This is a genomic window from Pseudomonas syringae (assembly GCF_021606685.1).
Lineage (GTDB): Bacteria > Pseudomonadota > Gammaproteobacteria > Pseudomonadales > Pseudomonadaceae > Aquipseudomonas > Aquipseudomonas syringae_R.
Genome location: NZ_WKCB01000005.1, coordinates 83,841 through 106,379 on the forward strand (window position 1 = coordinate 83,841; position 22,539 = coordinate 106,379).

Genomic DNA, 22,539 nt, shown 5'->3' on the forward strand with positions numbered 1-22,539 from the left:
ATTCATTGCAATCAGCCTTCGAGCTTGCTTTTCAGCAGTTCGTTCACCTGTTGCGGGTTGGCCTTGCCCTTGGAGGCTTTCATGGCCTGGCCGACAAAGAAGCCGAACATTTTGCCGCGCTTGGCTTCATCCGCCGCACGGTATTGCTCGACCTGCTCGGCGTTGGCCGCGAGCATTTCATCGAGCACCGCCGAGATGGCGCCGCTGTCGGTGACTTGCTTGAGGCCACGCTTCTCGATGATCTCGTCGGCATTGCCTTCACCGCTGGCCATCGCCTCAAACACCGTCTTGGCGATTTTGCCGGAGATGGTGTTGTCCTTGATACGCAGCAGCATGCCACCCAGTTGCTCGGCGGTGACCGGCGCCTCGTCGATCTCCAGGCCTTGCTTGTTCAACAGGCTGCCCAGCTCAACCATCACCCAGTTGGCCGCCAGCTTGGCGTCACCGGCAATGCTCACGACCTTCTCGAAGTAGTTGGCTTGCTCGCGGCTGGAGGCCAATACGCTGGCATCGTAGACCGACAGGCCAAACTGCGCCTGGAAGCGCTCGCGTTTCTGCTGTGGCAATTCCGGCAGGGTGGCGCGCACGTCATTGAGGAACGAGTCCTCGATGACCACGGGCAACAGGTCCGGATCGGGGAAGTAACGGTAGTCGTTGGCTTCCTCTTTGCTGCGCATGGCGCGGGTTTCGTCTTTGTTCGGGTCGTACAGGCGGGTCTGCTGGATCACCTTGCCGCCGTCTTCGATCAGCTCGATCTGGCGACGCACTTCGCTGTTGATCGCTTTCTCGATGAAGCGGAACGAGTTGACGTTCTTGATCTCGCAGCGGGTGCCGAACTCGACCTGGCCTTTTGGACGGATCGACACGTTGCAGTCGCAACGCAGCGAGCCTTCGGCCATGTTGCCGTCGCAGATGCCCAGGTAACGCACCAATGCGTGGATGGTCTTGACGTAGGCCACGGCCTCTTTGGCGCTGCGCATGTCCGGCTCGGACACGATCTCCAGCAACGGCGTGCCGGCGCGGTTCAGGTCGATACCGGTGGCGCCCGGGAATTCTTCATGCAGGCTCTTGCCGGCATCTTCTTCCAGGTGTGCGCGGGTCACGCCGACACGCTTGATGGTGCCGTCTTCGAGCGGGATGTCCAGGTAGCCCTTGCCGACAATCGGCAATTCCATCTGGCTGATCTGGTAGCCCTTGGGCAGGTCCGGGTAGAAGTAGTTCTTGCGTGCGAACACGTTGTGCTGGCCGATTTCGGCGTCAATCGCCAGGCCGAACATCACCGCCATGCGCACCGCTTCCTGGTTCAGCACCGGCAGTACGCCGGGCATGCCCAGGTCTACCAGGCTGGCCTGGGTGTTGGGCTCGGAGCCGAACGTGGTGGCGCTACCGGAGAAAATCTTCGATTGGGTGGCGAGCTGGGTATGAATCTCCAGCCCGATCACAACTTCCCATTGCATAGTGTTCTCCTCAGAAGCCGGTAGGGGTGCGGGTGTGCCAGTCGGTGTTCAACTGGTACTGGTGCGCCACATTGAGCAGGCGGCCTTCCTGGAAATACGGGGCGAGCAGTTGCACGCCAACCGGCAGGCCATCGACGAAACCGGCAGGCATGGACAAGCCCGGCAAGCCCGCGAGGTTGGCGGTGATGGTGTAGAGGTCTTCGAGGTACGCAGCCACCGGGTCGCCGTTCTTGGCGCCGAGCTTCCAGGCCGGGTTCGGCGTGGTTGGGCCGAGGATCACGTCAACCTGTTCAAAGGCGGCCATGAAGTCGTTCTTCACCAGGCGACGGATCTTTTGCGCCTTGAGGTAGTACGCGTCGTAGTAACCGGCCGACAGGGCGTAGGCACCGACCATGATGCGGCGTTGTACTTCGGCGCCGAAGCCTTCGCCACGCGAGCGTTTGTACAGGTCGGTGAGGTCTTTCGGGTTTTCGCAGCGATAGCCGAAACGCACACCGTCGAAACGCGACAGGTTGGAGGATGCTTCCGCCGGGGCGATCACATAGTAAGCAGGAATCGCGTGCTGGTTGTTCGGCAGGCTGATTTCCTTGATCACCGCGCCGAGGCCTTCCAGCGTCTTGACGCTGTTGTGCACCAGCTCGGCGATACGCGGGTCGAGGCCGGCGCTGAAGTATTCCTTGGGCACGCCGATGCGCAGGCCTTTGAGCGAAGTGTTGAGGCTGGCGCTGTAGTCCGGCACCGGCTCATCGATGCTGGTGGAGTCCTGCGTATCGAAGCCTGCCATGCCTTGTAACAAAATCGCGCAGTCTTCGGCGGTGCGGGCCAGAGGGCCGCCCTGATCGAGACTCGACGCGTAGGCGATCATGCCCCAGCGGGATACGCGACCGTAGGTCGGCTTCAAACCGGTGAGGTTGGTGAAGGCCGCCGGCTGGCGGATCGAGCCGCCGGTGTCGGTGGCAGTGGCGGCTGGCAGGAAGCGCGCGGCAACCGCGGCAGCCGAACCACCGGACGAACCACCCGGCACGTGTTCCAGGTTCCACGGGTTTTTCACCGCGCCGTAGTAGCTCGACTCGTTGGCCGAACCCATGGCGAATTCGTCCATGTTGGTCTTGCCCAGGGTCACGGCCCCGGCGGCGGCCAGCTTGGACACCACGGTGGCGTCGTAGGGCGCTTTAAAGTTGTCGAGCATCTTCGAGCCGCAACTGGTGCGAATGCCCTGGGTGCAGAACAGGTCTTTGTGGGCGATCGGTGCGCCCAGCAGCGCGCCATTTTCACCGTTGGCGCGACGTGCGTCGGCGGCCTTGGCCTGGCTCAGGGCCAGTTCTTCGGTGAGGCTGATGAAGCTGTTGACCTTGGGGTCCAGCTCGGCGATACGCGCCAGCAGGGTCTTGGTCAGCTCTTCGGAAGAAAACTTTTTGTCGGCGAGACCGCGGGCGATCTCGGCCAGAGTCATGTGATGCATGAAAGGCTCTTTCCCTTTAGTCGATGACTTTCGGAACCAGGTACAGGCCGTTTTCGACCGCTGGTGCGATGGACTGGTAGGCCTCGCGGTTATTGCGCTCGGTCACGACGTCTGCGCGCAGGCGCTGGCTGGCTTCCAGCGGGTGAGCCAGGGGCTCGATGCCGTCGGTATTGACGGCCTGCATTTGGTCGACCAGCCCGAGAATGCTGTTCAGGGCTGCAGTGGTCTGTGGAAGATCGGCATCATTGAGGCCAAGCGAGGCCAGATGCGCGATTTTTTCCACGTCGGAGCGTTCAAGCGTCATGGGAATCTCCAGTGGAAAACAGAACGGAGGCTGTCCGTGTGTTAGATTGTCGGAACACTACCGCATTTCTACGGTCTTACGGCCGCGATTGTGGGGGTTGGTGCACAGAAAGTCGGCCAATTTAGCACATTGGCGCCTTGCCCAAAATCCCTGTCGTTGTTAGAGTTTGCCGCACTTTTTTACCCACGCGTTGCCTAGGGTCCCTTTCCCATGTTCAAGAAACTGCGTGGCATGTTTTCCAGCGATCTTTCCATTGACCTGGGCACTGCCAACACCCTTATTTACGTGCGCGAGCGCGGTATCGTTCTGAATGAGCCATCGGTTGTGGCCATTCGGACCCATGGTAATCAGAAAAGTGTCGTTGCCGTCGGCACCGAGGCCAAGCGTATGCTGGGCCGTACACCAGGCAATATTGCTGCCATTCGTCCGATGAAAGACGGCGTGATCGCCGACTTCAGCGTTTGCGAGAAGATGCTGCAGTACTTCATCAACAAGGTTCACGAAAACAGTTTCCTGCAGCCCAGCCCTCGTGTGCTGATCTGCGTTCCATGCAAGTCCACCCAGGTGGAGCGTCGTGCCATCCGTGAATCGGCCCTTGGCGCCGGTGCCCGCGAAGTGTTCCTGATCGAAGAGCCGATGGCTGCTGCGATCGGTGCCGGCCTGCCGGTAGAAGAAGCCCGCGGTTCGATGGTGGTGGATATCGGTGGTGGTACCACTGAAATCGCCCTGATTTCCCTCAACGGTGTGGTGTATGCCGAATCCGTACGCGTTGGCGGCGACCGCTTCGACGAAGCGATCATCACCTATGTGCGTCGTAACTACGGCAGCCTGATCGGTGAATCCACCGCCGAACGTATCAAACAGGAAATCGGCACCGCTTACCCGGGCGGCGAAGTTCGCGAAGTCGATGTTCGCGGTCGCAACCTGGCCGAAGGCGTTCCACGTGCCTTTACCCTGAACTCCAATGAAGTGCTGGAAGCTCTGCAAGAGTCCCTGGCCACCATCGTTCAGGCTGTGAAAAGCGCGCTGGAGCAATCGCCGCCGGAGCTGGCTTCCGATATCGCCGAGCGTGGCCTGGTGCTGACCGGTGGTGGCGCCCTGTTGCGCGACCTCGACAAGTTGCTGGCCCAGGAAACCGGCCTGCCGGTGATCGTCGCCGAAGACCCGCTGACCTGCGTCGCCCGTGGCGGTGGCCGTGCACTGGAAATGATGGATAAACACACCATGGACCTGCTCTCCAGCGAATAAGATCGTTGGTTGCGCCATGTTTCGCCCGCAGGCAGCACTTTGCAGTGCTGCCTGTTGGCGTTTATCTTCTTCAATCTGCATCCAGGCCGGTTAGATGCCGTATGAATAAAGAGAACATTTGCCTGGGAGGAGCGGCTTATTAAACCGCTTTTCGCCAAAGGCCCCTCATTGGGCGTGCGCTTGTTGGTGCTGGTCGTGCTTTCGGTCGCGCTGATGGTGGTCGATGCCCGCTTTGCACTGCTCAAGCCTGTGCGTAGCCAGATGTCGCTGGTGTTGATGCAGACTTACTGGATCACCGACCTGCCGCAACGTCTCTACCAGGGCGTGGCCAGCCAATTTGGCAGCCGCACCGAGCTTGTCGCCGAGAACGAAAAACTCAAGACCGAAAACCTGCTGTTGCAGGGGCGCATGCAGAAGCTCGCGGCCCTCACCGAGCAGAATGTTCGGCTGCGCGAGTTGCTCAACTCTTCGGCACTGGTCAACGAAAAGGTCGAAGTGGCCGAGTTGATCGGCATGGACCCCAACCCCTTTACCCATCGGATCATCATCAACAAGGGTGAGCGTGACGGTGTGGTCCTCGGCCAGCCGGTGCTGGATGCCCGTGGCCTGATGGGCCAGGTGGTCGAGTTGATGCCCTACACCTCGCGGGTGTTGCTGCTGACGGACACCACCCACAGCATCCCGGTGCAGGTCAACCGTAATGGCCTGCGCGCGATTGCCAGTGGCACCGGTAACCCGGAGCGTCTGGAGCTGCGCCACGTCGCCGACACTGCCGACATCAAGGAAGGCGACCTGCTGGTCAGTTCCGGCCTGGGGCAACGGTTCCCGGCGGGTTACCCGGTGGCGACGGTCAAGGAAGTGATCCACGATTCCGGCCAGCCCTTCGCCATTGTGCGTGCGGTGCCCACGGCGGCCTTGAACCGCAGTCGCTACCTGCTGCTGGTGTTCAGCGATAACCGTACGCCGGAAGAACGTGCCAACGATGCTGCGCAAGCCCAGGAAGCGGAAGACAAGCAAAATGGCACTGCGCCAGTCATTCCCAGCACGGTGCCCAAGCCGGCATTCGTGGGGCCTCCTGCACCGTCGGCTGCAGCAACCCCTGTGGCGACACCGGCCAAGCCGGTGGTCCACAGCACGCGCCCGGCTAAACCGGCTGCGACCCAGCCAGCGGCCACCACGCCTGCTACCACGGCGCCTGTGGTGAAGCCTGCGGCTACCGCCCCGGCAACTACGCGGCAGAGGGAGGAATAATGGCCGGTACTCATTCACGTAACGGTTGGATTGTCTGGCTGACCTTTGCCGTTGGCTTGCTGCTCAGTGTTTCGCCGCTGCCTCAATTCATGGAAATCCTGCGCCCGCTCTGGCTGGCGTTGCTGCTGGCTTTCTGGTCGCTGAACCTGCCGCACAAAGTGGGCATGGTCACCGCGATGTTCCTGGGCTTGGCGGAAGATGTGCTCTATGGCACCTTGCTGGGTCAGAACGCGTTGATCCTGACCCTGATCACCTTCCTGGTGCTGTCGTTGCAGCAGCGTCTGCGGATGTTTCCGATGTGGCAGCAGTGCCTGGTGATCCTGGTGATCTTCGGCCTGGCGCAGTTGGTGCAGCTGTGGCTGAGCGCCTTGACCGGTAACCGTCAGCCAACCCTGGCGCTGGTGTTGCCGGCCCTGGTCAGTGCCTTGCTGTGGCCATGGATCAGTTTCGGTCTGCGTGGGTTACGCCGCCGCTATAAAATCAATTGAATGGATTGCGAGGCTCTGCCTGGTTATCGAACTCTACAGGGAGAGTCTGCAATGAATTCGCTGTATCTGGCCTCGGGTTCACCGAGGCGTCGTGAGCTGCTGACGCAGATCGGTGTGCCTTTCACCGTGGTCAGCGCCGCCATTGATGAAACCCCTCTTACCCATGAAACCCCTGTTTCCTACGTAGAGCGTCTTGCTCGCGGCAAGGCGGCGGCGGGTTTTGCTGCACTTGAACACACCTTGGGCGCCTGCGTGCTGGGTGCCGACACGGCCGTGATCGTTGATGGTCAGATACTCGGCAAGCCCGTGGATCAGGCCGATGCCCTGGCAATGCTGATGGCGTTGGCCGGGCGCGAACACGAAGTGCTGACCGCCATCGCCCTCACTGACGGCACGCGTTGCGAAACCCGCTGTGTCAGCAGTCGCGTCCGCTTTCGTGAGGTGTGTGTCGAAGAAGCGACAACCTACTGGCACAGTGGCGAACCCCAGGACAAAGCGGGCGGCTATGCTATCCAAGGCTTGGGATCGGTGTTCGTCGCCGGTCTCAATGGCAGTTATTCCGCCGTGGTGGGCCTGCCGGTGTGCGAAACCGCGCAACTGCTCGACCAATTCGGCATACCCTGTTGGCAAAACCTTACCGCGCGCTGAACGCCGTTACTTGCGCGCCCAGCCATAAGCGACCGGTCACTATTGTGAAAACGCCTGAACGAGATCCAGCCATGAGTGAAGAGATTCTGATCAATATCACGCCGATGGAATCACGCGTGGCGGTAGTTGAGAACGGTGTTCTGCAAGAAGTGCACGTCGAGCGCACCCAGAAGCGCGGTATTGTCGGCAATATCTACAAAGGCAAGGTGGTGCGCGTATTGCCGGGGATGCAGGCGGCATTTGTCGATATCGGCCTGGACCGTGCGGCGTTCATCCATGCTTCGGAAATCTCCCTGCGGGAAGGGCCGGCAGTGGAAAGCATCAGTGCACTGGTGCATGAAGGGCAGAGCCTGGTGGTGCAGGTCACCAAGGACCCTATCGGCTCCAAGGGCGCGCGGCTGACCACGCAACTGTCGATTCCGTCGCGTTACCTGGTGTACATGCCGCGTACCGCGCATGTCGGCATCTCCCTCAAGATCGAAGACGAAGCCGAGCGCGAGCGCCTGAAAAAGGTGGTCAGCGACTGCGTGGCCGCCGAAGGCATCAAGGAAGCGGGAGGGTTTATCCTGCGCACCGCGGCTGAAGGCGCTGGCGCTGATGAAATCCTCATGGACATCCGCTACCTGCGCCGCCTCTGGGACCAGATCGGAGCACAGATCAAGACCATCGGCGCGCCGAGCGTGATCTATGAAGACCTGGGCCTGGCCCTGCGTACCTTGCGTGATCTGGTCAGCCCCAAGATCGAGAAAATTCGCATCGACTCGCGGGAAACCTTCCAGCGCACCACGCAATTTGTGGCCGAGCTGATGCCGGAAATTGCCGATCGCCTCGAACACTACCCTGGGGAGCGGCCGATTTTTGATCTGTATGGCGTCGAAGACGAAATCCAGAAAGCCCTGGAGCGCAAAGTGCCGCTCAAGTCCGGCGGCTATCTGGTAGTCGACCCGGCAGAAGCGATGACCACCATCGACGTCAACACCGGCGCGTTCGTCGGTCATCGCAACCTCGAAGAAACCATCTTCAAGACCAACCTCGAAGCGGCCACGGCAATTGCCCGCCAACTGCGCCTGCGTAACCTGGGCGGCATCATCATCATCGACTTCATCGACATGGAAGATGAAGAGCACCAGCGCCAGGTGTTGCGCACCCTGGAAAAACAGCTGGAACGCGATCACGCCAAGACCAATATCATCGGCATTACCGAGCTGGGCCTGGTGCAGATGACCCGCAAGCGCACCCGCGAAAGCCTTGAACAAGTGCTGTGCGAGCCGTGCAGCAGCTGCCAGGGGCGCGGTAAATTGAAGACCCCGGAAACGGTTTGCTACGAGATTTTCCGGGAAATCTTACGGGAGGCGCGAGCCTACCAGGCCGAAGGTTATAGAGTGCTTGCCAACCAGAAAGTGGTCGACCGATTGCTGGATGAAGAGTCCGGTAACGTCGCTGAGCTGGAGGGTTTTATCGGGCGCACGATCCGCTTCCAGGTCGAGACCATGTATTCGCAGGAACAATACGACGTGGTGCTGCTCTGATCCCCAATCATTTTGTGTTTTCACCAGACCGGCAGACCTTGATCAGCCGTCCGCCTACTGCCTTGAGGGTCGCCTGACATGGAGCGTCTGATACGCTTTTTTGCCGCTTTGACCCGTTGGGGCCTTGGCCTGTGCGCCCTCCTGTTGGTGCTGGCTGCGGTGTATGTGAGCCTCGGCCGTGAATTGACCCCGTTGGTAGCCGAGTACCGCGCCGAAGTCGAGGCCAAGGCCCAGGCTGCGGTGGACATGCCGCTGCACATCGGCCGCCTGGAAGGGCGCTGGAGCGGTTTCGCCCCGGTGTTGCTGGCCCACGACGTGATGGTGGGCGAGGGCAGCAGCGCCTTGCGCCTGGATCAGGTTGAAGTGGTGCCGGATATCTGGGCCAGCCTGATGGCGCGTGAAGTGCGCCTCGCACACCTGGAACTCAGCGGCCTGCAACTGAGCGTCAAAGAGGACCAGGACGGCCACTGGGCATTACAAGGCTTGCCGGTGCAGGACGACCAGCCGCTGGACCCGGAGCAATTGCTCAAGCGGATGCAGGTGGTCAAGCGCCTGTCGCTGTTCGACAGCCAGGTCACCTTGCAGCCCTTCGACCAGGCACCGCGAACCCTGACCTATGTGGGCCTGAGCCTGCACACCGGCCTCAACCGCCAGCGTCTGGATGCCCGCGTGACCCTGCCCGACGGCCAGCCTCTTGCCCTTAGCCTGCGCACCCGGATTCGTGCGAGCCAATGGAAGGACGGTGAAGTCGACGCCTATCTGAGCCTGCCCCAAAGCGATTGGGCCAAGTGGGTTCCTGCCAAGCTGACCCAGCAATGGAAGCTTACGCAGTTCAAGGCCGGCGGCGAATTTTGGCTGAGTTGGGCCAAGGGCACCGTGCAAAGCGCGGTGGTGCGCCTCAACTCGCCACAGGTTAAGGGCAGCTACGCCGAGCGCAAACCTGTGCATATCGAGAACCTCGCCCTGACCGCCTACGTGCAGCGCGGTGAAACCGGGCTCAAGGTGTTGTTCGATTCCCTCGCGATGAACCTGGGCGAGACACGCTGGGAATCGCGTCTGCAATTGCAGCAAACGCTGGCGACCGACAAGGCCCAGGAAGTCTGGAAACTGCAGGCTGACCGCCTCGACCTCACGCCCATCACGCCGCTGCTGAATGCCTTGGCACCGTTACCCGAAGGCTTTGCCAAAACCGTCGAGCACCTCAAGGCCACTGGCCTGTTGCGTAACGTGCTGGTGGATTTCCGTCCCCAGGACACCAGCGACCAGAAAGTCAGTTTTGCCGCCAACCTGGAACGCGTAGGGTTCGATGCGTATTTCGGTGCGCCGGCTGCGCGAAACGTTTCCGGCAGCATCAGTGGCGACTTGGGGCAGGGCGAGTTGCGCATGGACAGCAAGGATTTTTCCCTGCACCTGGACCCGATCTTCGCCAAGCCCTGGCAGTACATCCAGGCCAACGCCCGCCTGACGTGGAAGCTGGATAAACAAGGCTTCACCCTGATTGCCCCGTATATCAAGGTGCTGGGTGAAGAGGGCAAGATCGCTGCAGACTTCCTCATTCGCCTGCATTTTGACCACAGCCAGGAAGACTATATGGACCTGCGGGTCGGCCTGGTCGACGGTGACGGGCGTTTCACTCCCAAGTACCTGCCCGCGGTGCTGAGCCCGGCCCTGGACGAATGGCTGCGCACCGCGATTCTCAAGGGCGCGGTCGATCAAGGCTTCTTCCAGTACCAGGGTTCGTTGAACCACGACGCGCTGCCCGCTTCGCGCAATATCAGCCTGTTCTTCAAGGTGCATGACGCCGAGCTGGCGTTCCAGCCTGGCTGGCCCCATGTGAGCAAGGTCAAGGGTGAAGTGTTTGTCGAGGAAACCGGTGTGCGCATCCTTGCCAGCAAGGGCCAGTTGCTCGACACCAAGGTCAAGGACATCTACGTCAATATTCCCCACGCGCCAGCGGGCAAGGACAGCCACCTGTTGCTCACCGGTGGTTTTGCCGGTGGCCTGGGCGATGGCCTGAAAATCCTTCAGGAAGCGCCTATCGGCACCGCGTCTACGTTTGCCGGCTGGAAAGGCGAAGGCGACCTGCAAGGTAAGTTGGACCTGGACATTCCGCTGGCCAAGGGCACCGAACCCAAGATCGTGGTGGACTTCCAGACTGACAAGGCACGCCTGCAACTGGCCGAGCCCACCCTGGACCTGAGCCAGCTCAAGGGTGAATTCCGTTTTGACAGTGCCAAGGGCCTGAGTGGGCAGAACATCACGGCCCAGGCGTTCGACCGACCGATCACCGCGCAGATTTTTGCCGACGGCAAACCGGGCGATATCAGCACCCGTATCACCGCCAAGGGCCAGGTCACGGTCAAGCGGCTGACCGACTGGCTGAAAATCAGCCAGCCACTGCCGGTGTCCGGGGATATCCCGTATCAGCTGCAGGTCAATCTGGACGGTGCCGACAGCCAGTTGATGGTCAACTCCAACCTCAAAGGCGTAGCGGTGGACCTGCCGGCACCGTTCGGCATGCCGGCCAGCCAGGGGCGTGACAGCACGTTCCGCATGACCTTGCAGGGGGCCGAGCGTCGTTACTGGTTCGACTATGGCGAGCTGGCGAACTTCACCTTTGCCGCGCCGCCGGACAAACTCAATGATGGCCGTGGCGAACTGTTCCTGGGCGACGGCGATGCTGTGCTGCCAGCTGCCAAAGGCTTGCGCATCCGGGGTGTGCTTTCGGAGCTGGACATCGACCCGTGGCGAAAACTGGTTAACCAGTACGCCGGCAATGACCCGGGCGGCAGTGCCAAGCAACTGCTGAGCGGGGCCGACTTCAAGATTGGCAAGCTCACAGGGTTGGGCACGCAGTTCGATCAGGTCAGCCTGCAACTGGACCGTAAGCCCGCGGCTTGGGGCCTGAAACTCGACAGCCAGCAGGCAAAAGGCAGCGTGAACCTGCCGGACGCCAAGGGCGCGCCGATTGCGATCAACCTGCAGTACGTGAAGCTGCCAGCGGTGGACCCGACGGTACAGGCTGACGAAAATGCACCGGACCCGTTGGCTGATATTGATCCCAAGGATATTCCGGCACTCGATATCGCTATTGATCAACTGTTCCAGGGGCCGGACCTGATAGGCGCCTGGTCGCTGAAAATCCGCCCAACCGCCAAAGGCCTGGCCTTCAATAGCCTGGACCTGGGGCTCAAGGGCCTGCAACTCAAGGGCGCCGGTGGTTGGGAAGGCGCGCCGGGGGCCAGCAACAGCTGGTACAAGGGCCGCCTGGATGGCAAGAATATCGCCGATGTGCTCAAGGGCTGGGGCTTTGCGCCGACCGTGACCAGTGAAGACTTCCACTTGGACGTGGATGGCCGGTGGCCGGGTTCGCCGGCCTGGGTCGGGCCCAAGCGCTTTTCCGGCAGCCTGGATGCAGCGTTCCGTAAGGGCCAGTTCGTTGAAGTGGAAGGTGGTGCCCAGGCGCTGCGGGTGTTCGGCCTGCTTAACTTCAACTCCATCGGCCGCCGCCTGCGGCTGGACTTCTCTGATTTGCTCGGTAAAGGGTTGAGTTATGACCGGGTCAAAGGTTTGCTTGCGGCCAGTAACGGCGTGTTTGTGACCCGCGAGCCCATCACCATGACCGGGCCTTCCACCAATCTGGAACTCAATGGCACCTTGGACTTGGTGGCAGACCGCGTCGACGCCAAGCTGCTGGTTACCTTGCCGGTGACCAATAACCTGCCGATCGCCGCATTGATTGTTGGCGCGCCTGCCATTGGCGGCGCGTTGTTCCTGATCGACAAGCTCATCGGTGACCGTGTTGCGCGCTTTGCCAGTGTGCAATACAAAGTGGAAGGCCCTTGGAAGGACCCGAAAATCACCTTCGACAAGCCATTTGAAAAACCAAACTGAGAGCCTGTGGAGTAGCATGGCCGCATGCCCATTACGGAGTGTCGGCCCATGTCCTTTGCGGTAATTCAAATGGTCAGCCAGAGCGATGTGCTGGCCAACCTGGCCCAGGCTCGGCGCTTGCTGGAGCAAGCGGCAGCAGGCGGTGCGAAACTGGCGGTACTGCCGGAAAATTTCGCTGCCATGGGCCGCCGTGACGTGGCCGATATCGGTCGCGCCGAGGCGTTGGGCGAAGGCCCGATCCTGCCGTGGTTGAAACAGACCGCCCGCGACCTCACCTTATGGATAGTGGCCGGCACGCTGCCGTTGCCGCCAGAGGGCCAACCACACGCCAAGCCCAATGCCTGCTCGTTGCTAGTCGATGATCGCGGCGAAATAGTCGCCCGTTACGACAAGCTGCACCTGTTTGATGTGGATGTAGCGGATGCGCGCGGGCGTTATCGCGAATCCGACGACTATGCTTTCGGTGGCAACGTGGTAGTGGCGGATACACCGGTGGGGCGTGTGGGGTTGTCGGTGTGCTACGACTTGCGCTTCCCTGAGTTGTACAGCGAGTTGCGTGCAGCAGGGGCTGAATTGATCACCGCGCCTTCCGCCTTTACGGCGGTGACCGGCGCAGCGCACTGGGATGTGCTGATTCGCGCGCGGGCTGTCGAGACGCAGTGCTATGTGCTGGCGGCCGCCCAGGGTGGTGTGCATCCGGGGCCACGGGAAACCTATGGCCACGCGGCGATTATCGACCCGTGGGGGCGCGTACTGAGCCAACAGGATCAAGGCGAAGCGGTGTTGCTGGCCGAGCGCGACAGCAGTGAACAGGCGTCGATACGGGCGCGCATGCCGGTGGTCAACCATCGGCGCTTTTTCTCGCAGGGCGCGCAGCGACCTGCATCAGAACGATGAATTTAAGGCCAAACCTATGAGCGAGTTGTTGTCCTCAGTCAGTGAACACCTCCTGGCACCCGGTGGCGTGACCATCGAAAGTCTGCAAACCGTGCTCGGCGATCTGGCCGGACCCGGCATCGACGCGGCCGACCTGTATTTCCAGGGGCAAATCTCCGAGTCCTGGGCCCTCGAGGACGGCATCGTCAAGGAAGGCAGCTTCAACCTTGACCAAGGCGTGGGCGTGCGTGCGCAATCCGGTGAAAAAACCGGTTTTGCCTACAGCAACGCGATCACCCTTGAAGCCCTGGGCCTGGCGGCGCGTGCCGCGCGGTCGATTTCCCGTGCTGGCCAGAATGGCACGGTACAGGCGTTCAGCACCCAGGACGTGGCGCAGTTGTACGCGCCGGATAACCCCCTGGAAGTGATCAGCCGTGCGGAAAAAGTCGATTTGCTCAAGCGTATCGATGCCGCCACTCGCGCCTTGGACCCGCGTATCCAGCAGGTCACCGTGAGCATGGCCGGCGTGTGGGAGCGCATTCTGGTGGCCTCCACCGACGGCGGGCTGGCGGCGGATGTGCGACCGCTGGTGCGTTTCAATGTCAGTGTGATCGTCGAGCAGAATGGTCGCCGCGAGCGCGGTGGTCATGGGGGTGGCGGGCGTACCGACTACCGTTACTTCCTGGCTGAAGACCGTGCCATGGGCTATGCCCGTGAAGCGCTGCGCCAGGCGTTGGTGAACCTGGAAGCGATCCCGGCACCGGCGGGTACATTGCCGGTGGTACTCGGCTCGGGTTGGTCCGGTGTGTTGCTGCACGAAGCCGTGGGCCATGGCCTGGAAGGCGACTTCAACCGCAAGGGCAGTTCGGCCTACAGCGGGCGCATGGGTGAAATGGTGGCCTCCAAGCTCTGCACGATTGTCGATGACGGCACCCTGGCCGGTCGCCGTGGCTCGCTGAGCGTCGACGATGAAGGCACGCCGACCGAGTGCACCACGCTGATCGAAAACGGCGTACTCAAGGGTTACATGCAAGACAAACTCAATGCCCGCCTGATGGGCGTGGCGCGTACGGGTAACGGCCGTCGCGAATCCTATGCGCACCTGCCGATGCCGCGCATGACCAACACCTACATGCTTGGTGGCGAAAGCGATCCGGCAGAAATCATTGCTTCGGTGAAACGCGGGATCTACTGCGCGAACCTCGGCGGTGGCCAGGTGGATATCACCAGTGGCAAGTTCGTGTTCTCCACCAGCGAGGCGTACCTGATCGAAGACGGCAAGATCACCGCGCCGGTCAAAGGGGCCACGTTGATTGGTAACGGGCCGGAAGCCATGAGCAAGGTGTCGATGGTCGGTAACGACCTGTCGCTGGACAGTGGCGTGGGTACATGCGGGAAAGATGGGCAGTCGGTGCCGGTGGGTGTCGGCCAGCCAACGCTGAAAATCGATGCGATCACCGTGGGTGGCACGGGGTCGTAACAGGTGGAGCTTAGGGTGGCGATGACCGCCACCCCGGGAAGGGCATCAACGCAGGCCGCGTTGAGTCTCGTCCAGCTCACGGATGTATTTGAAGATTTTACGGCTGGTGGCCGGCGCCTTGTTATGCGCCTGCTCGTGCTGGGCCTGACGGATCAGGGAGCGCAGTTGCTGGCGGTCCGCGTCCGGGTAGTCCAGCACGAATTTCTCCAGCACCGCGTCATCGCCCGAAATCAGGCGGTCACGCCAACGCTCCAGGTTATGGAAGCGTTCGTTGTACTGGCGAGTGGAGGCATCGGTTTGATCAAGCAGGGCCAGAATGGCGTCAGTGTCCTGATCGCGCATCAGCTTGCCGATAAACATGATGTGCCGTTTACGCGCGATATTCGCGGTGTGCTTGGGTGCATCCGCAAGCGCCCGGCGCATTTCGTCGGTCAGTGGCAGTTTTGCAATCAAGTCTTTTTTGAGCGTTGTAAGGCGCTCGCCGAGGTCAACCAGAGCATGCAGCTCACGTTTGACCTGGGTTTTGCTTTTCTCCCCATCGAGGGAGTCGTCGTAAGAATCAACCATGGTGGCAGTCCGCAAAGAAACGCCGCCATGATAACCAGTCGGGGGCCGCTTGTCCGGCCCGGTCGCTCGATGGCCTTAACCGAAAGCAGAATTTGAGTGGAGAAAACCATGAGTGCAGCCCAAAGCGTCGGTCCGCAAGCGTTACCGGCACTGCAGGAACAAGTCGAGCAGATCCTTGCCGAGGCCAAGCGCCAGGGGGCCAGCGCCTGTGAAGTGGCGGTTTCGCTGGAGCAGGGGCTGTCGACGTCGGTGCGCCAGCGGGAAGTGGAAACCGTCGAATTCAACCGTGACCAGGGTTTTGGCATCACGTTGTATGTTGGGCAGCGCAAAGGCTCGGCCAGCACTTCGGCCAGCGGCCCGGAGGCGATTCGCGAAACGGTCGCTGCCGCACTGGCGATTGCCAAGCACACCTCCGAGGATGAAAGCTCGGGCCTGGCCGACAAAGCGTTGATGGCCAAGGACCTCAAGGACTTTGACCTGTTCCATGCCTGGGACATCACGCCTGAACAAGCCATCGAACAAGCGCTGACCTGCGAAGCGGCGGCGTTCGATGCCGATCCCCGCATCAAGAACGCAGATGGCACCACGTTGAGCACCCACCAAGGTTGCCGCGTGTATGGCAACAGCCATGGTTTCATTGGCGGTTATGCCTCGACGCGCCATAGCTTGAGCTGCGTGATGATTGCCGAGGCCAATGGCCAGATGCAACGCGACTACTGGTACGACGTGAACCGTCAGGGCGACTTGCTGGCAGACCCTGCCAGCATTGGCCAGCGCGCGGCGCAACGCGCCGCGAGCCGTCTGGGCGCGCGCCCGGTACCGACCTGTGAAGTGCCGGTGCTGTTTTCGGCCGAGCTGGCGGGTGGCTTGTTCGGCAGCTTCCTGGGCGCAATTTCGGGCGGCAACCTGTACCGCAAGTCGTCGTTCCTGGAAGGCGCGATTGGCCAGAAACTGTTCCCCGAGTGGCTGACCATCGATGAGCGTCCACACCTGATGCGGGCCATGGGCAGCTCGGCGTTCGACGGTGATGGCCTGGCGACTTATGCCAAGCCGTTCGTCGAGAACGGTGAGTTGGTGTCCTACGTCTTGGGTACTTATTCCGGGCGCAAGCTTGGCCTGCCGAGCACTGCCAACTCCGGCGGCGTGCATAACCTGTTTGTAACCCATGGCGATGAAGACCAGGCGGCGCTGCTGCGGCGCATGGGCCGCGGCCTGCTGGTGACCGAGCTGATGGGGCATGGCCTGAACATGGTCACCGGTGATTATTCCCGTGGGGCGGCGGGTTTCTGGGTAGAAAACGGCGAGATTCAATTCGCGGTCCAGGAAGTCACCATCGCCGGCAATATGCGCGATATGTTCAAGCAGATTGTTGCCGTGGGCAATGACCTGGAACTGCGCAGCAACATTCGTACGGGGTCGGTATTGATCGAGCGCATGACGGTCGCCGGCAGCTGATTCGTCCGCCTCTCAAAAAAAGCGCGCTACCTCACGGATAGCGCGCTTTTTTTGTGCCTGCAATTCAGTGGGAGCATGATGCCGCCATTGCGTTGATTCTCAATATCATTTAATAATAAATATCATTACCGAATGAGTGTGGATCATGAGTTCTGTCCTGCATGAGGATCCCTACCTGGAGAGCTGGCGCTGGATGAGTCGTCAGATTCGCTGTGGCCTCGATCCCAATGAACCTCGCCTGATCGAACATTACCTCAACGAGGGTCGATACCTGGCGTGCTGCACCGCCACCCATCCGTGGACGATCGCCGAAACGTCATTCCGCCTGCTGATCGACACCGCGAGCGATATCGCTTTGCCATGGCATTGGCGGTCCACCTGCCTTGACCAGGCCTGGCGCCCATTGCGCGACCTGGAAAAACTCTCCCACTGTGCCTGCCGCCTCAAGCGCTGGCAGACCTTTGCCTGGCAATTGGCGACGTGCGAATTGCTGCCATCCCTATCTGTTTCTGACCTGGTGCAAGGATCTTCCGATGAGTAACACCCGTATCGAACGCGACAGCATGGGCGAACTGCAAGTGCCTGCCGAGGCGCTGTATGGCGCGCAAACCCAGCGCGCGGTGAACAATTTCCCGATCAGCAACCAACGCATGCCAGCGCAGTTCGTTCGCGCCCTGATCCTGGCGAAGGCCGCTGCCGCCAAGGTCAACGTCGACCTCCAGCAGATCAGCGAAGGGCAGGGCAAAGCCATCGTCGACGCAGCGCAAGGCTTGCTGGAAGGCGATTTCATGCAGCACTTCCCGGTGGACATCTTCCAGACCGGCTCGGGCACCAGCTCCAACATGAACGCCAACGAAGTGATCGCAACCCTCGCCAGCCGTTTGCTGGGCGAGGCGGTCAACCCTAACGATCATGTGAACTGCGGCCAAAGCAGCAACGACATCATCCCGACCACCATCCACGTGAGCGCCGCGCTGGTGCTGCACGAGCAGACGCTGCCGGCGCTGCTGCACCTGGTACAGGTGATCGAGCAGAAGGCCCAGGAGGTTCACCCCTTCATCAAGACCGGTCGTACCCACCTGATGGACGCGATGCCGGTTCGCATGAGCCAGGTGCTCAATGGCTGGGCGCAACAGCTCAAGGCCAATATCGCCCATCTGCAGGACCTGCTGCCGAGCCTGCAAGCCCTGGCCCAGGGCGGTACGGCGGTGGGGACCGGGATCAACGCACACCCGCAATTCGCTGCACGCTTCAGCCAGCAGCTGAGCAGCCTGACCGGTGTGAAGTTCACCCCGGGCAAGAACCTGTTCGCGCTGATCGGTTCCCAGGACACCGCCGTCGCCGTTTCCGGCCAACTCAAAGCCACCGCCGTGTCACTGATGAAAATCGCCAACGACCTGCGCTGGATGAACTCCGGCCCATTGGCCGGCCTTGGCGAAATCGAGCTGGAAGGTCTGCAGCCGGGCTCGTCGATCATGCCTGGCAAGGTCAATCCGGTGATCCCGGAAGCAACCGCGATGGTCGCCGCACAGGTTATCGGCAATGACACAGTGATCACCGTGGCCGGTCAATCGGGCAACTTCGAGCTGAACGTGATGCTGCCGATCATCGCTCAGAACCTGCTCAGCAGCCTTGAACTGCTGGCCAATTCCAGTCGCCTGCTGGCGGACAAGGCCATCGCCAGCTTCAAGGTCAACGAGGCCAAGCTCAAGGAGGCGCTGTCGCGCAACCCGATCCTGGTCACCGCACTCAACCCGATCATTGGTTACCAGAAGGCTGCTGAAATCGCCAAGAAGGCTTATCAGCAGGGCCGTCCGGTGATTGATGTCGCCCTCGAGCACACCGACTTGCCGCGCAGCCAACTGGAGGTCCTGCTGGACCCGGAAAAGCTCACGGCCGGCGGCGTGTAATCACCGACTCTGCTTTGGAGGCACACCATGGAGCACTGGAAACGCACGATCGAACGGGCCAATCGCTGCTTTATGCAGGGCGAGCTGGTTGACGCTCGCGAGGCCTATTTGCAAGCCCTGGCCCTGGCTCAAGTGTTGTTCGAACGCTGGGCGGATGCCGACGAAGCAGTGGCGGCTTGCGTCATTTCCCATCACAACCTGGCGGACCTGCACCTGCGCCTGAACCAGCCCGAGGAAAGCGCCGAATACCTCTGCGCCATTCATCAGCGCTTGCTGCAGACCATGCAGGACCCGCGCCTGAGCCCGCAATTGCGCGAAGCGGCCCTGCGCCAGAGCAGCAAAACCTACGTCGAATTGTTGAATTTCATCAGCGACCACGGTGAATACCCGCGCACCCATCGCTTGCTGGGCGGTACTGCGACGCAACCGACCACGTCTCAATACGGAGCACATTGATATGACCTACACCTTGCCTGCATTGCCTTACGCCTACGATGCCCTGGAACCGCATATCGATGCGCAAACCATGGAGATTCACTACACCAAGCACCACCAAACCTACATCAACAACCTCAATGCGGCGGTTGAGGGCACGGAGTTCGCGGGTTGGCCGGTAGAAAAGCTGGTATCCAGCGTGCAACAACTGCCGGAAAAGCTACGCGCAGCGGTGATTAACCAGGGCGGCGGCCACGCCAACCATTCGTTGTTCTGGGCGGTGATGTCGCCAAAAGGCGGCGGCAAGCCTGAAGGCGCACTGGGCAAGGCTATCGACGAGCAGTTGGGTGGTTTTGACAGCTTCAAGGAAGCGTTCACCAAGGCGGCCTTGACGCGTTTCGGCAGCGGCTGGGCGTGGCTGAGCGTTACCCCGCAAAAAACTCTGGTGGTCGAAAGCAGCGGTAACCAGGACAGCCCGCTGATGAACGGTAATACACCAATCCTCGGCCTGGACGTCTGGGAACATGCTTACTACCTGCTGTATCAAAACCGTCGCCCGGAATACATCAACGCCTTCTACAGTGTTATTAACTGGCCTGAAGTCGCCGCACGCTATCAGGCTGCTTTGGCCTGACATTCAACCCACATAACAAGATCTAAGGCCGACTATGGGCACTGAAACACTGGCGATCAGCAGCGGGCGAATGTTTCGTTATGCGTTTGGCTCGCTGCTGCTATTGGCAGGTACTGCATTGCTGGTGGCTCACGGGCTGGCCTGGCTGGACTTGGAGCCGCGCATCCTGCGCGCCTTGCAGGGCGGCGCGATCTGCGCCCTTGGCACGGCGTTGGGCGCGGTTCCGGTGCTGGTGATCCGGCGGATGCCGGTGGCGTTGAGCGACACCTTGCTGGGCTTCGGGGCCGGGGTGATGTTGGCCGCCACCGCGTTCTCGCTGATTGTGCCGGGCATCGCCGCCGCGGAAAGCCTCGGGCTGTCGCCCTGGGGTGCGAGCGGCCTGATCAGCTTTGGCATCATGCTGGGTGCATTCGGGCTGTATCTGGTAGATCGCAAGGTCTCGGGCGCGAGCCCGGAAATGCTGGTGGGTACGCCGGATAAACCGGTCATCCCGCCACGTATCTGGCTGTTTGTGTTCGCCATCATCGCCCATAACATTCCCGAAGGCATGGCCGTGGGCGTTTCCGCCGGCGGCGGCATGCCGGATGCCGACAGTCTGGCCATGGGCATTGCCTTGCAGGACGTGCCCGAAGGCCTGGTGATTGCGTTGGTATTGGCTGGGGCGGGGATGTCGCGGGTCAAGGCCTTCCTGATCGGGGCAGCCTCAGGCTTGGTGGAGCCGGTATTTGCCGTACTGTGCGCTTGGCTGGTCAGCTTGGCTGAGGTGCTGCTGCCGTTGGGTCTGGCCCTTGCCGCAGGCGCCATGCTGTTGGTGGTGACCCACGAAGTGATCCCGGAGTCGCGGCGCAACGGCCATGAAAAGCTCGCCAGCCTGGGGCTGTGCGTCGGGTTCTGCTTGATGATGGTTATGGATACGGCATTGGGGTGAAGCCTTGCGGCTTCACGTCGGGCCTAGGGGGTGAGGTTACTCACCTTCATCAAAATAGTTATTGATCAGCGCCACCAGGGCGTCCATCGCCTCCTGTTCCTGCTCGCCTTCTGTCTTCAAGTGAATCTTGGTGCCCTTGCCGGCTGCCAGCATCATCATGGCCATGATGCTCTTGCCATCGACCATGGATTCCGGGGTGCGCCCGGCGCGGATCTGGCAGGGGAACTGCCCGGCAACACCGACGAATTTGGCCGAGGCCCGGGCGTGCAGGCCCAGTTTGTTGATGATTTCAATTTCCAGAGCGGGCATCGCGCAGGTGTTCCTTTCAGCTAAGGTCGCGGTGGCGAACCTGGACGTTCTTGAGGGTTTGTTGCAGCACCTTGCCCAGGCGCTCGGTCAGGTAGACGGAGCGGTGGTGGCCGCCGGTGCAGCCGATGGCAATGGTGACATAGGCTCGATTGCTCGCGGCAAAACGCGGCAGCCATTTGAGCAGATAGCCGGAGATGTCCTGGAACATCTCTTCAACATCCGGTTGCGCCGCCAGGTACTCCGCCACAGGTTGATCGAGGCCGGACTGATCGCGCAACTCCGGCTTCCAGTAAGGGTTGGGCAGGCAGCGCACATCAAACACCAGGTCGGCGTCCACCGGCATGCCACGCTTGAAGCCAAAAGACTCCACAAGGAATGCGGTGCCGGGCTCTGGCTGGTTCAGCAGGCGCAGCTTGATGGCATCGCGCAACTGGTACAGGTTGAGGCCGGTGGTGTTGATCTTGAGGTCGGCGAGGTCAATGATCGGGCCCAGCAGCTTGGTTTCGTCTTCGATGGCTTCGGCCAGCGAGCGGTGGGGGCTGCTGAGTGGGTGGCGTCGACGGGTTTCGGAGAAACGCTTGAGCAGGGTCTCTTCGTCGGCGTCCAGGTACAGCACATCGCAATGAATGTGCTTGGCCCGCACTTCCTCGAGCAATTGCGGGAATCGCTCAAGGTGACTGGGCAGGTTGCGCGCATCAATCGAAACGGCGACCAGAGGCTGCGCCAGTTCGGTGTGGATCAACGCACGTTCGGCCAGTTCCGGCAGCAGGCCGGCGGGCAGGTTGTCGATGCAATAGAAGCCGTTGTCCTCAAGAACGTTGAGGGCGGTGCTTTTACCCGAGCCGGAGCGGCCGCTGACGATGATCAAACGCATGGTTACTGCCCGTTTTGTTCATCCAGGACAACCTGGTACAGCGCCTCGTTGCTGCTGGCACTGCGCAGTTTGTCGCGTACTTCCTTGCGGTCGAGCATGCTGGCGATCTGCCGGAGCAGTTCCAGATGCGCATCGGTGGCGGCCTGTGGGACCAGCAGTACAAACAGCAGGTCTACCGGGGCACCGTCGATGGCGTCGAAATCGATGGGAGCGTCCAGGTGCAGCAGGGCGCTGACTGGCGTATCGCAGCCTTTGAGGCGGCAGTGAGGAATGGCGATGCCGTTGCCAAAACCGGTGGAACCGAGTTTTTCACGGGCGATCAGGGCCTCGTAGACATCTTGCATCTCCAGTTCAGGCACTTCGCGGCTGATCAGGTTGGCAATTTGTTCCAGGGCTTTCTTCTTGCTGCCACCCGGCGCGTTCACAAGTGAACGGCCGGGGGTCAGGATGGTTTCAAGTCGGATCATGGGGGGAGAGTTAACGACCTGTACCTTGCATCAGGTGCAGATTCTTTTCCTTATGCTTTATGAGTTGGCGGTCCAGCTTGTCGTAGAGCGAGTCAATCGCTGCGTACATATCTTCATGTTCCGCATTGGCGACGAGCTTCGCATTGGGTACGTGCAGGGTGGCCTCGATTTTCTGCTTGAGCTTATCGACCTCCATGATGACCTGCACGTTGGTGATCTTGTCAAAATGCCCCGCAAGCTTGTTCAGCTTGCTCTCGGTGTACTCACGCAGGGGCTTGGTGACTTCCAGCTGGTGTCCACTGATGTTGACTTGCATACAGCTT

Annotated in this window: 22 protein-coding genes; 14 read left to right on the plus strand and 8 right to left on the minus strand. The window is 60.9% G+C overall.

The features are described from left to right. Positions 1-11: 11 nt before the first annotated feature. Genes gatB through gatC form a run of 3 tightly spaced genes read right to left on the minus strand, consistent with a single transcriptional unit; the run spans position 12 to position 3,223 of the window. Positions 12-1,457: an Asp-tRNA(Asn)/Glu-tRNA(Gln) amidotransferase subunit GatB gene (gene gatB / locus GIW02_RS03580; RefSeq protein WP_236416293.1), complete on the minus strand. Its 1,446-nt coding sequence runs from the start codon at positions 1,455-1,457 to the stop codon at positions 12-14. Positions 1,458-1,467: 10 nt separating this feature from the next. Continuing rightward, positions 1,468-2,919: an Asp-tRNA(Asn)/Glu-tRNA(Gln) amidotransferase subunit GatA gene (gene gatA / locus GIW02_RS03585; RefSeq protein WP_236416295.1), complete on the minus strand. Its 1,452-nt coding sequence runs from the start codon at positions 2,917-2,919 to the stop codon at positions 1,468-1,470. 16 nt (positions 2,920-2,935) lie between these two features. Beyond that, a complete protein-coding gene (gatC, locus tag GIW02_RS03590) occupies positions 2,936-3,223 on the minus strand; it encodes an Asp-tRNA(Asn)/Glu-tRNA(Gln) amidotransferase subunit GatC (RefSeq protein ID WP_065875103.1) in 288 nt (95 codons plus the stop codon). Between the two features lie 210 nt (positions 3,224-3,433). Between gatC and mreB the strand changes: the two genes are divergently transcribed. From mreB to tldD, 8 genes are all read left to right on the plus strand, one after another. Next, positions 3,434-4,471, plus strand: a complete 1,038-nt coding sequence (mreB, locus tag GIW02_RS03595) for a rod shape-determining protein MreB (protein WP_002555108.1) — start codon at positions 3,434-3,436, stop codon at positions 4,469-4,471. 186 nt (positions 4,472-4,657) lie between these two features. Next, complete coding sequence (mreC, locus tag GIW02_RS03600) at positions 4,658-5,722, plus strand: rod shape-determining protein MreC (protein WP_456361598.1); 1,065 nt, start codon at positions 4,658-4,660, stop codon at positions 5,720-5,722. Then, positions 5,722-6,210: a rod shape-determining protein MreD gene (gene mreD / locus GIW02_RS03605; protein WP_017530097.1), complete on the plus strand. Its 489-nt coding sequence runs from the start codon at positions 5,722-5,724 to the stop codon at positions 6,208-6,210. The genes mreC and mreD overlap by 1 nt, the downstream gene beginning before the upstream one ends. 51 nt (positions 6,211-6,261) lie before the next feature. After that, positions 6,262-6,858, plus strand: coding sequence for a Maf family protein (locus tag GIW02_RS03610; protein ID WP_236416301.1), 597 nt, complete (start codon positions 6,262-6,264; stop codon positions 6,856-6,858). A gap of 71 nt (positions 6,859-6,929) precedes the next feature. Then, on the plus strand, positions 6,930-8,387 hold the full coding sequence (rng, locus tag GIW02_RS03615) for a ribonuclease G (protein ID WP_010213134.1): 1,458 nt from the start codon (positions 6,930-6,932) through the stop codon (positions 8,385-8,387). A gap of 78 nt (positions 8,388-8,465) precedes the next feature. Further along, positions 8,466-12,281, plus strand: a complete 3,816-nt coding sequence (locus GIW02_RS03620; protein WP_236416303.1) for a YhdP family protein — start codon at positions 8,466-8,468, stop codon at positions 12,279-12,281. A gap of 48 nt (positions 12,282-12,329) precedes the next feature. Beyond that, positions 12,330-13,178, plus strand: a complete 849-nt coding sequence (locus GIW02_RS03625) for a carbon-nitrogen hydrolase family protein (protein WP_236416305.1) — start codon at positions 12,330-12,332, stop codon at positions 13,176-13,178. A gap of 16 nt (positions 13,179-13,194) precedes the next feature. Then, positions 13,195-14,637 (plus strand): metalloprotease TldD, encoded by a 1,443-nt coding sequence (gene tldD, locus GIW02_RS03630; protein WP_064450712.1) that lies wholly within the window; start codon positions 13,195-13,197, stop codon positions 14,635-14,637. A gap of 45 nt (positions 14,638-14,682) precedes the next feature. On the opposite strand, the gene yjgA is transcribed toward tldD, so the two are convergent. After that, a complete protein-coding gene (gene yjgA / locus GIW02_RS03635) occupies positions 14,683-15,204 on the minus strand; it encodes a ribosome biogenesis factor YjgA (protein WP_017138246.1) in 522 nt (173 codons plus the stop codon). A 108-nt stretch (positions 15,205-15,312) separates the two neighbouring features. Here yjgA and pmbA point away from each other — a divergent pair, with 108 nt between their 5' ends. From pmbA to GIW02_RS03665, 6 genes are all read left to right on the plus strand, one after another. Next, positions 15,313-16,659, plus strand: a complete 1,347-nt coding sequence (pmbA, locus tag GIW02_RS03640) for a metalloprotease PmbA (protein ID WP_236421777.1) — start codon at positions 15,313-15,315, stop codon at positions 16,657-16,659. A 145-nt stretch (positions 16,660-16,804) separates the two neighbouring features. After that, the gene (locus tag GIW02_RS03645; protein WP_159933017.1) at positions 16,805-17,200 is read left to right on the plus strand and encodes a FagA protein; all 396 of its coding nucleotides are present in this window, start codon (positions 16,805-16,807) and stop codon (positions 17,198-17,200) included. Continuing rightward, entirely contained in the window at positions 17,193-18,569 is a 1,377-nt protein-coding gene (locus GIW02_RS03650; protein WP_236411172.1) for a class II fumarate hydratase, read from the plus strand. Before GIW02_RS03645 ends, GIW02_RS03650 begins: the two co-directional genes overlap by 8 nt. Positions 18,570-18,596: 27 nt before the next feature. Continuing rightward, positions 18,597-19,025: a hypothetical protein gene (locus tag GIW02_RS03655; RefSeq protein WP_236411174.1), complete on the plus strand. Its 429-nt coding sequence runs from the start codon at positions 18,597-18,599 to the stop codon at positions 19,023-19,025. A gap of 1 nt (position 19,026) precedes the next feature. Continuing rightward, positions 19,027-19,638: a superoxide dismutase gene (locus tag GIW02_RS03660; RefSeq protein ID WP_101266549.1), complete on the plus strand. Its 612-nt coding sequence runs from the start codon at positions 19,027-19,029 to the stop codon at positions 19,636-19,638. Between the two features lie 34 nt (positions 19,639-19,672). Then, complete coding sequence (locus GIW02_RS03665; protein WP_236411176.1) at positions 19,673-20,566, plus strand: ZIP family metal transporter; 894 nt, start codon at positions 19,673-19,675, stop codon at positions 20,564-20,566. Between the two features lie 36 nt (positions 20,567-20,602). Here GIW02_RS03665 and GIW02_RS03670 read toward each other — a convergent pair whose 3' ends face one another. From GIW02_RS03670 to hpf, 4 genes are read right to left on the minus strand one after another with little or no spacing between them, the layout of a single operon-like run. Continuing rightward, positions 20,603-20,875, minus strand: a complete 273-nt coding sequence (locus GIW02_RS03670) for an HPr family phosphocarrier protein (RefSeq protein ID WP_012722237.1) — start codon at positions 20,873-20,875, stop codon at positions 20,603-20,605. A 16-nt stretch (positions 20,876-20,891) separates the two neighbouring features. After that, positions 20,892-21,749, minus strand: coding sequence for an RNase adapter RapZ (gene rapZ, locus GIW02_RS03675; RefSeq protein ID WP_236411177.1), 858 nt, complete (start codon positions 21,747-21,749; stop codon positions 20,892-20,894). 2 nt (positions 21,750-21,751) lie between these two features. After that, positions 21,752-22,216, minus strand: coding sequence for a PTS IIA-like nitrogen regulatory protein PtsN (gene ptsN / locus GIW02_RS03680; RefSeq protein WP_236411179.1), 465 nt, complete (start codon positions 22,214-22,216; stop codon positions 21,752-21,754). Between the two features lie 10 nt (positions 22,217-22,226). Beyond that, the gene (gene hpf / locus GIW02_RS03685; RefSeq protein ID WP_003171804.1) at positions 22,227-22,532 is read right to left on the minus strand and encodes a ribosome hibernation-promoting factor, HPF/YfiA family; all 306 of its coding nucleotides are present in this window, start codon (positions 22,530-22,532) and stop codon (positions 22,227-22,229) included. Positions 22,533-22,539 lie beyond the last annotated feature (7 nt).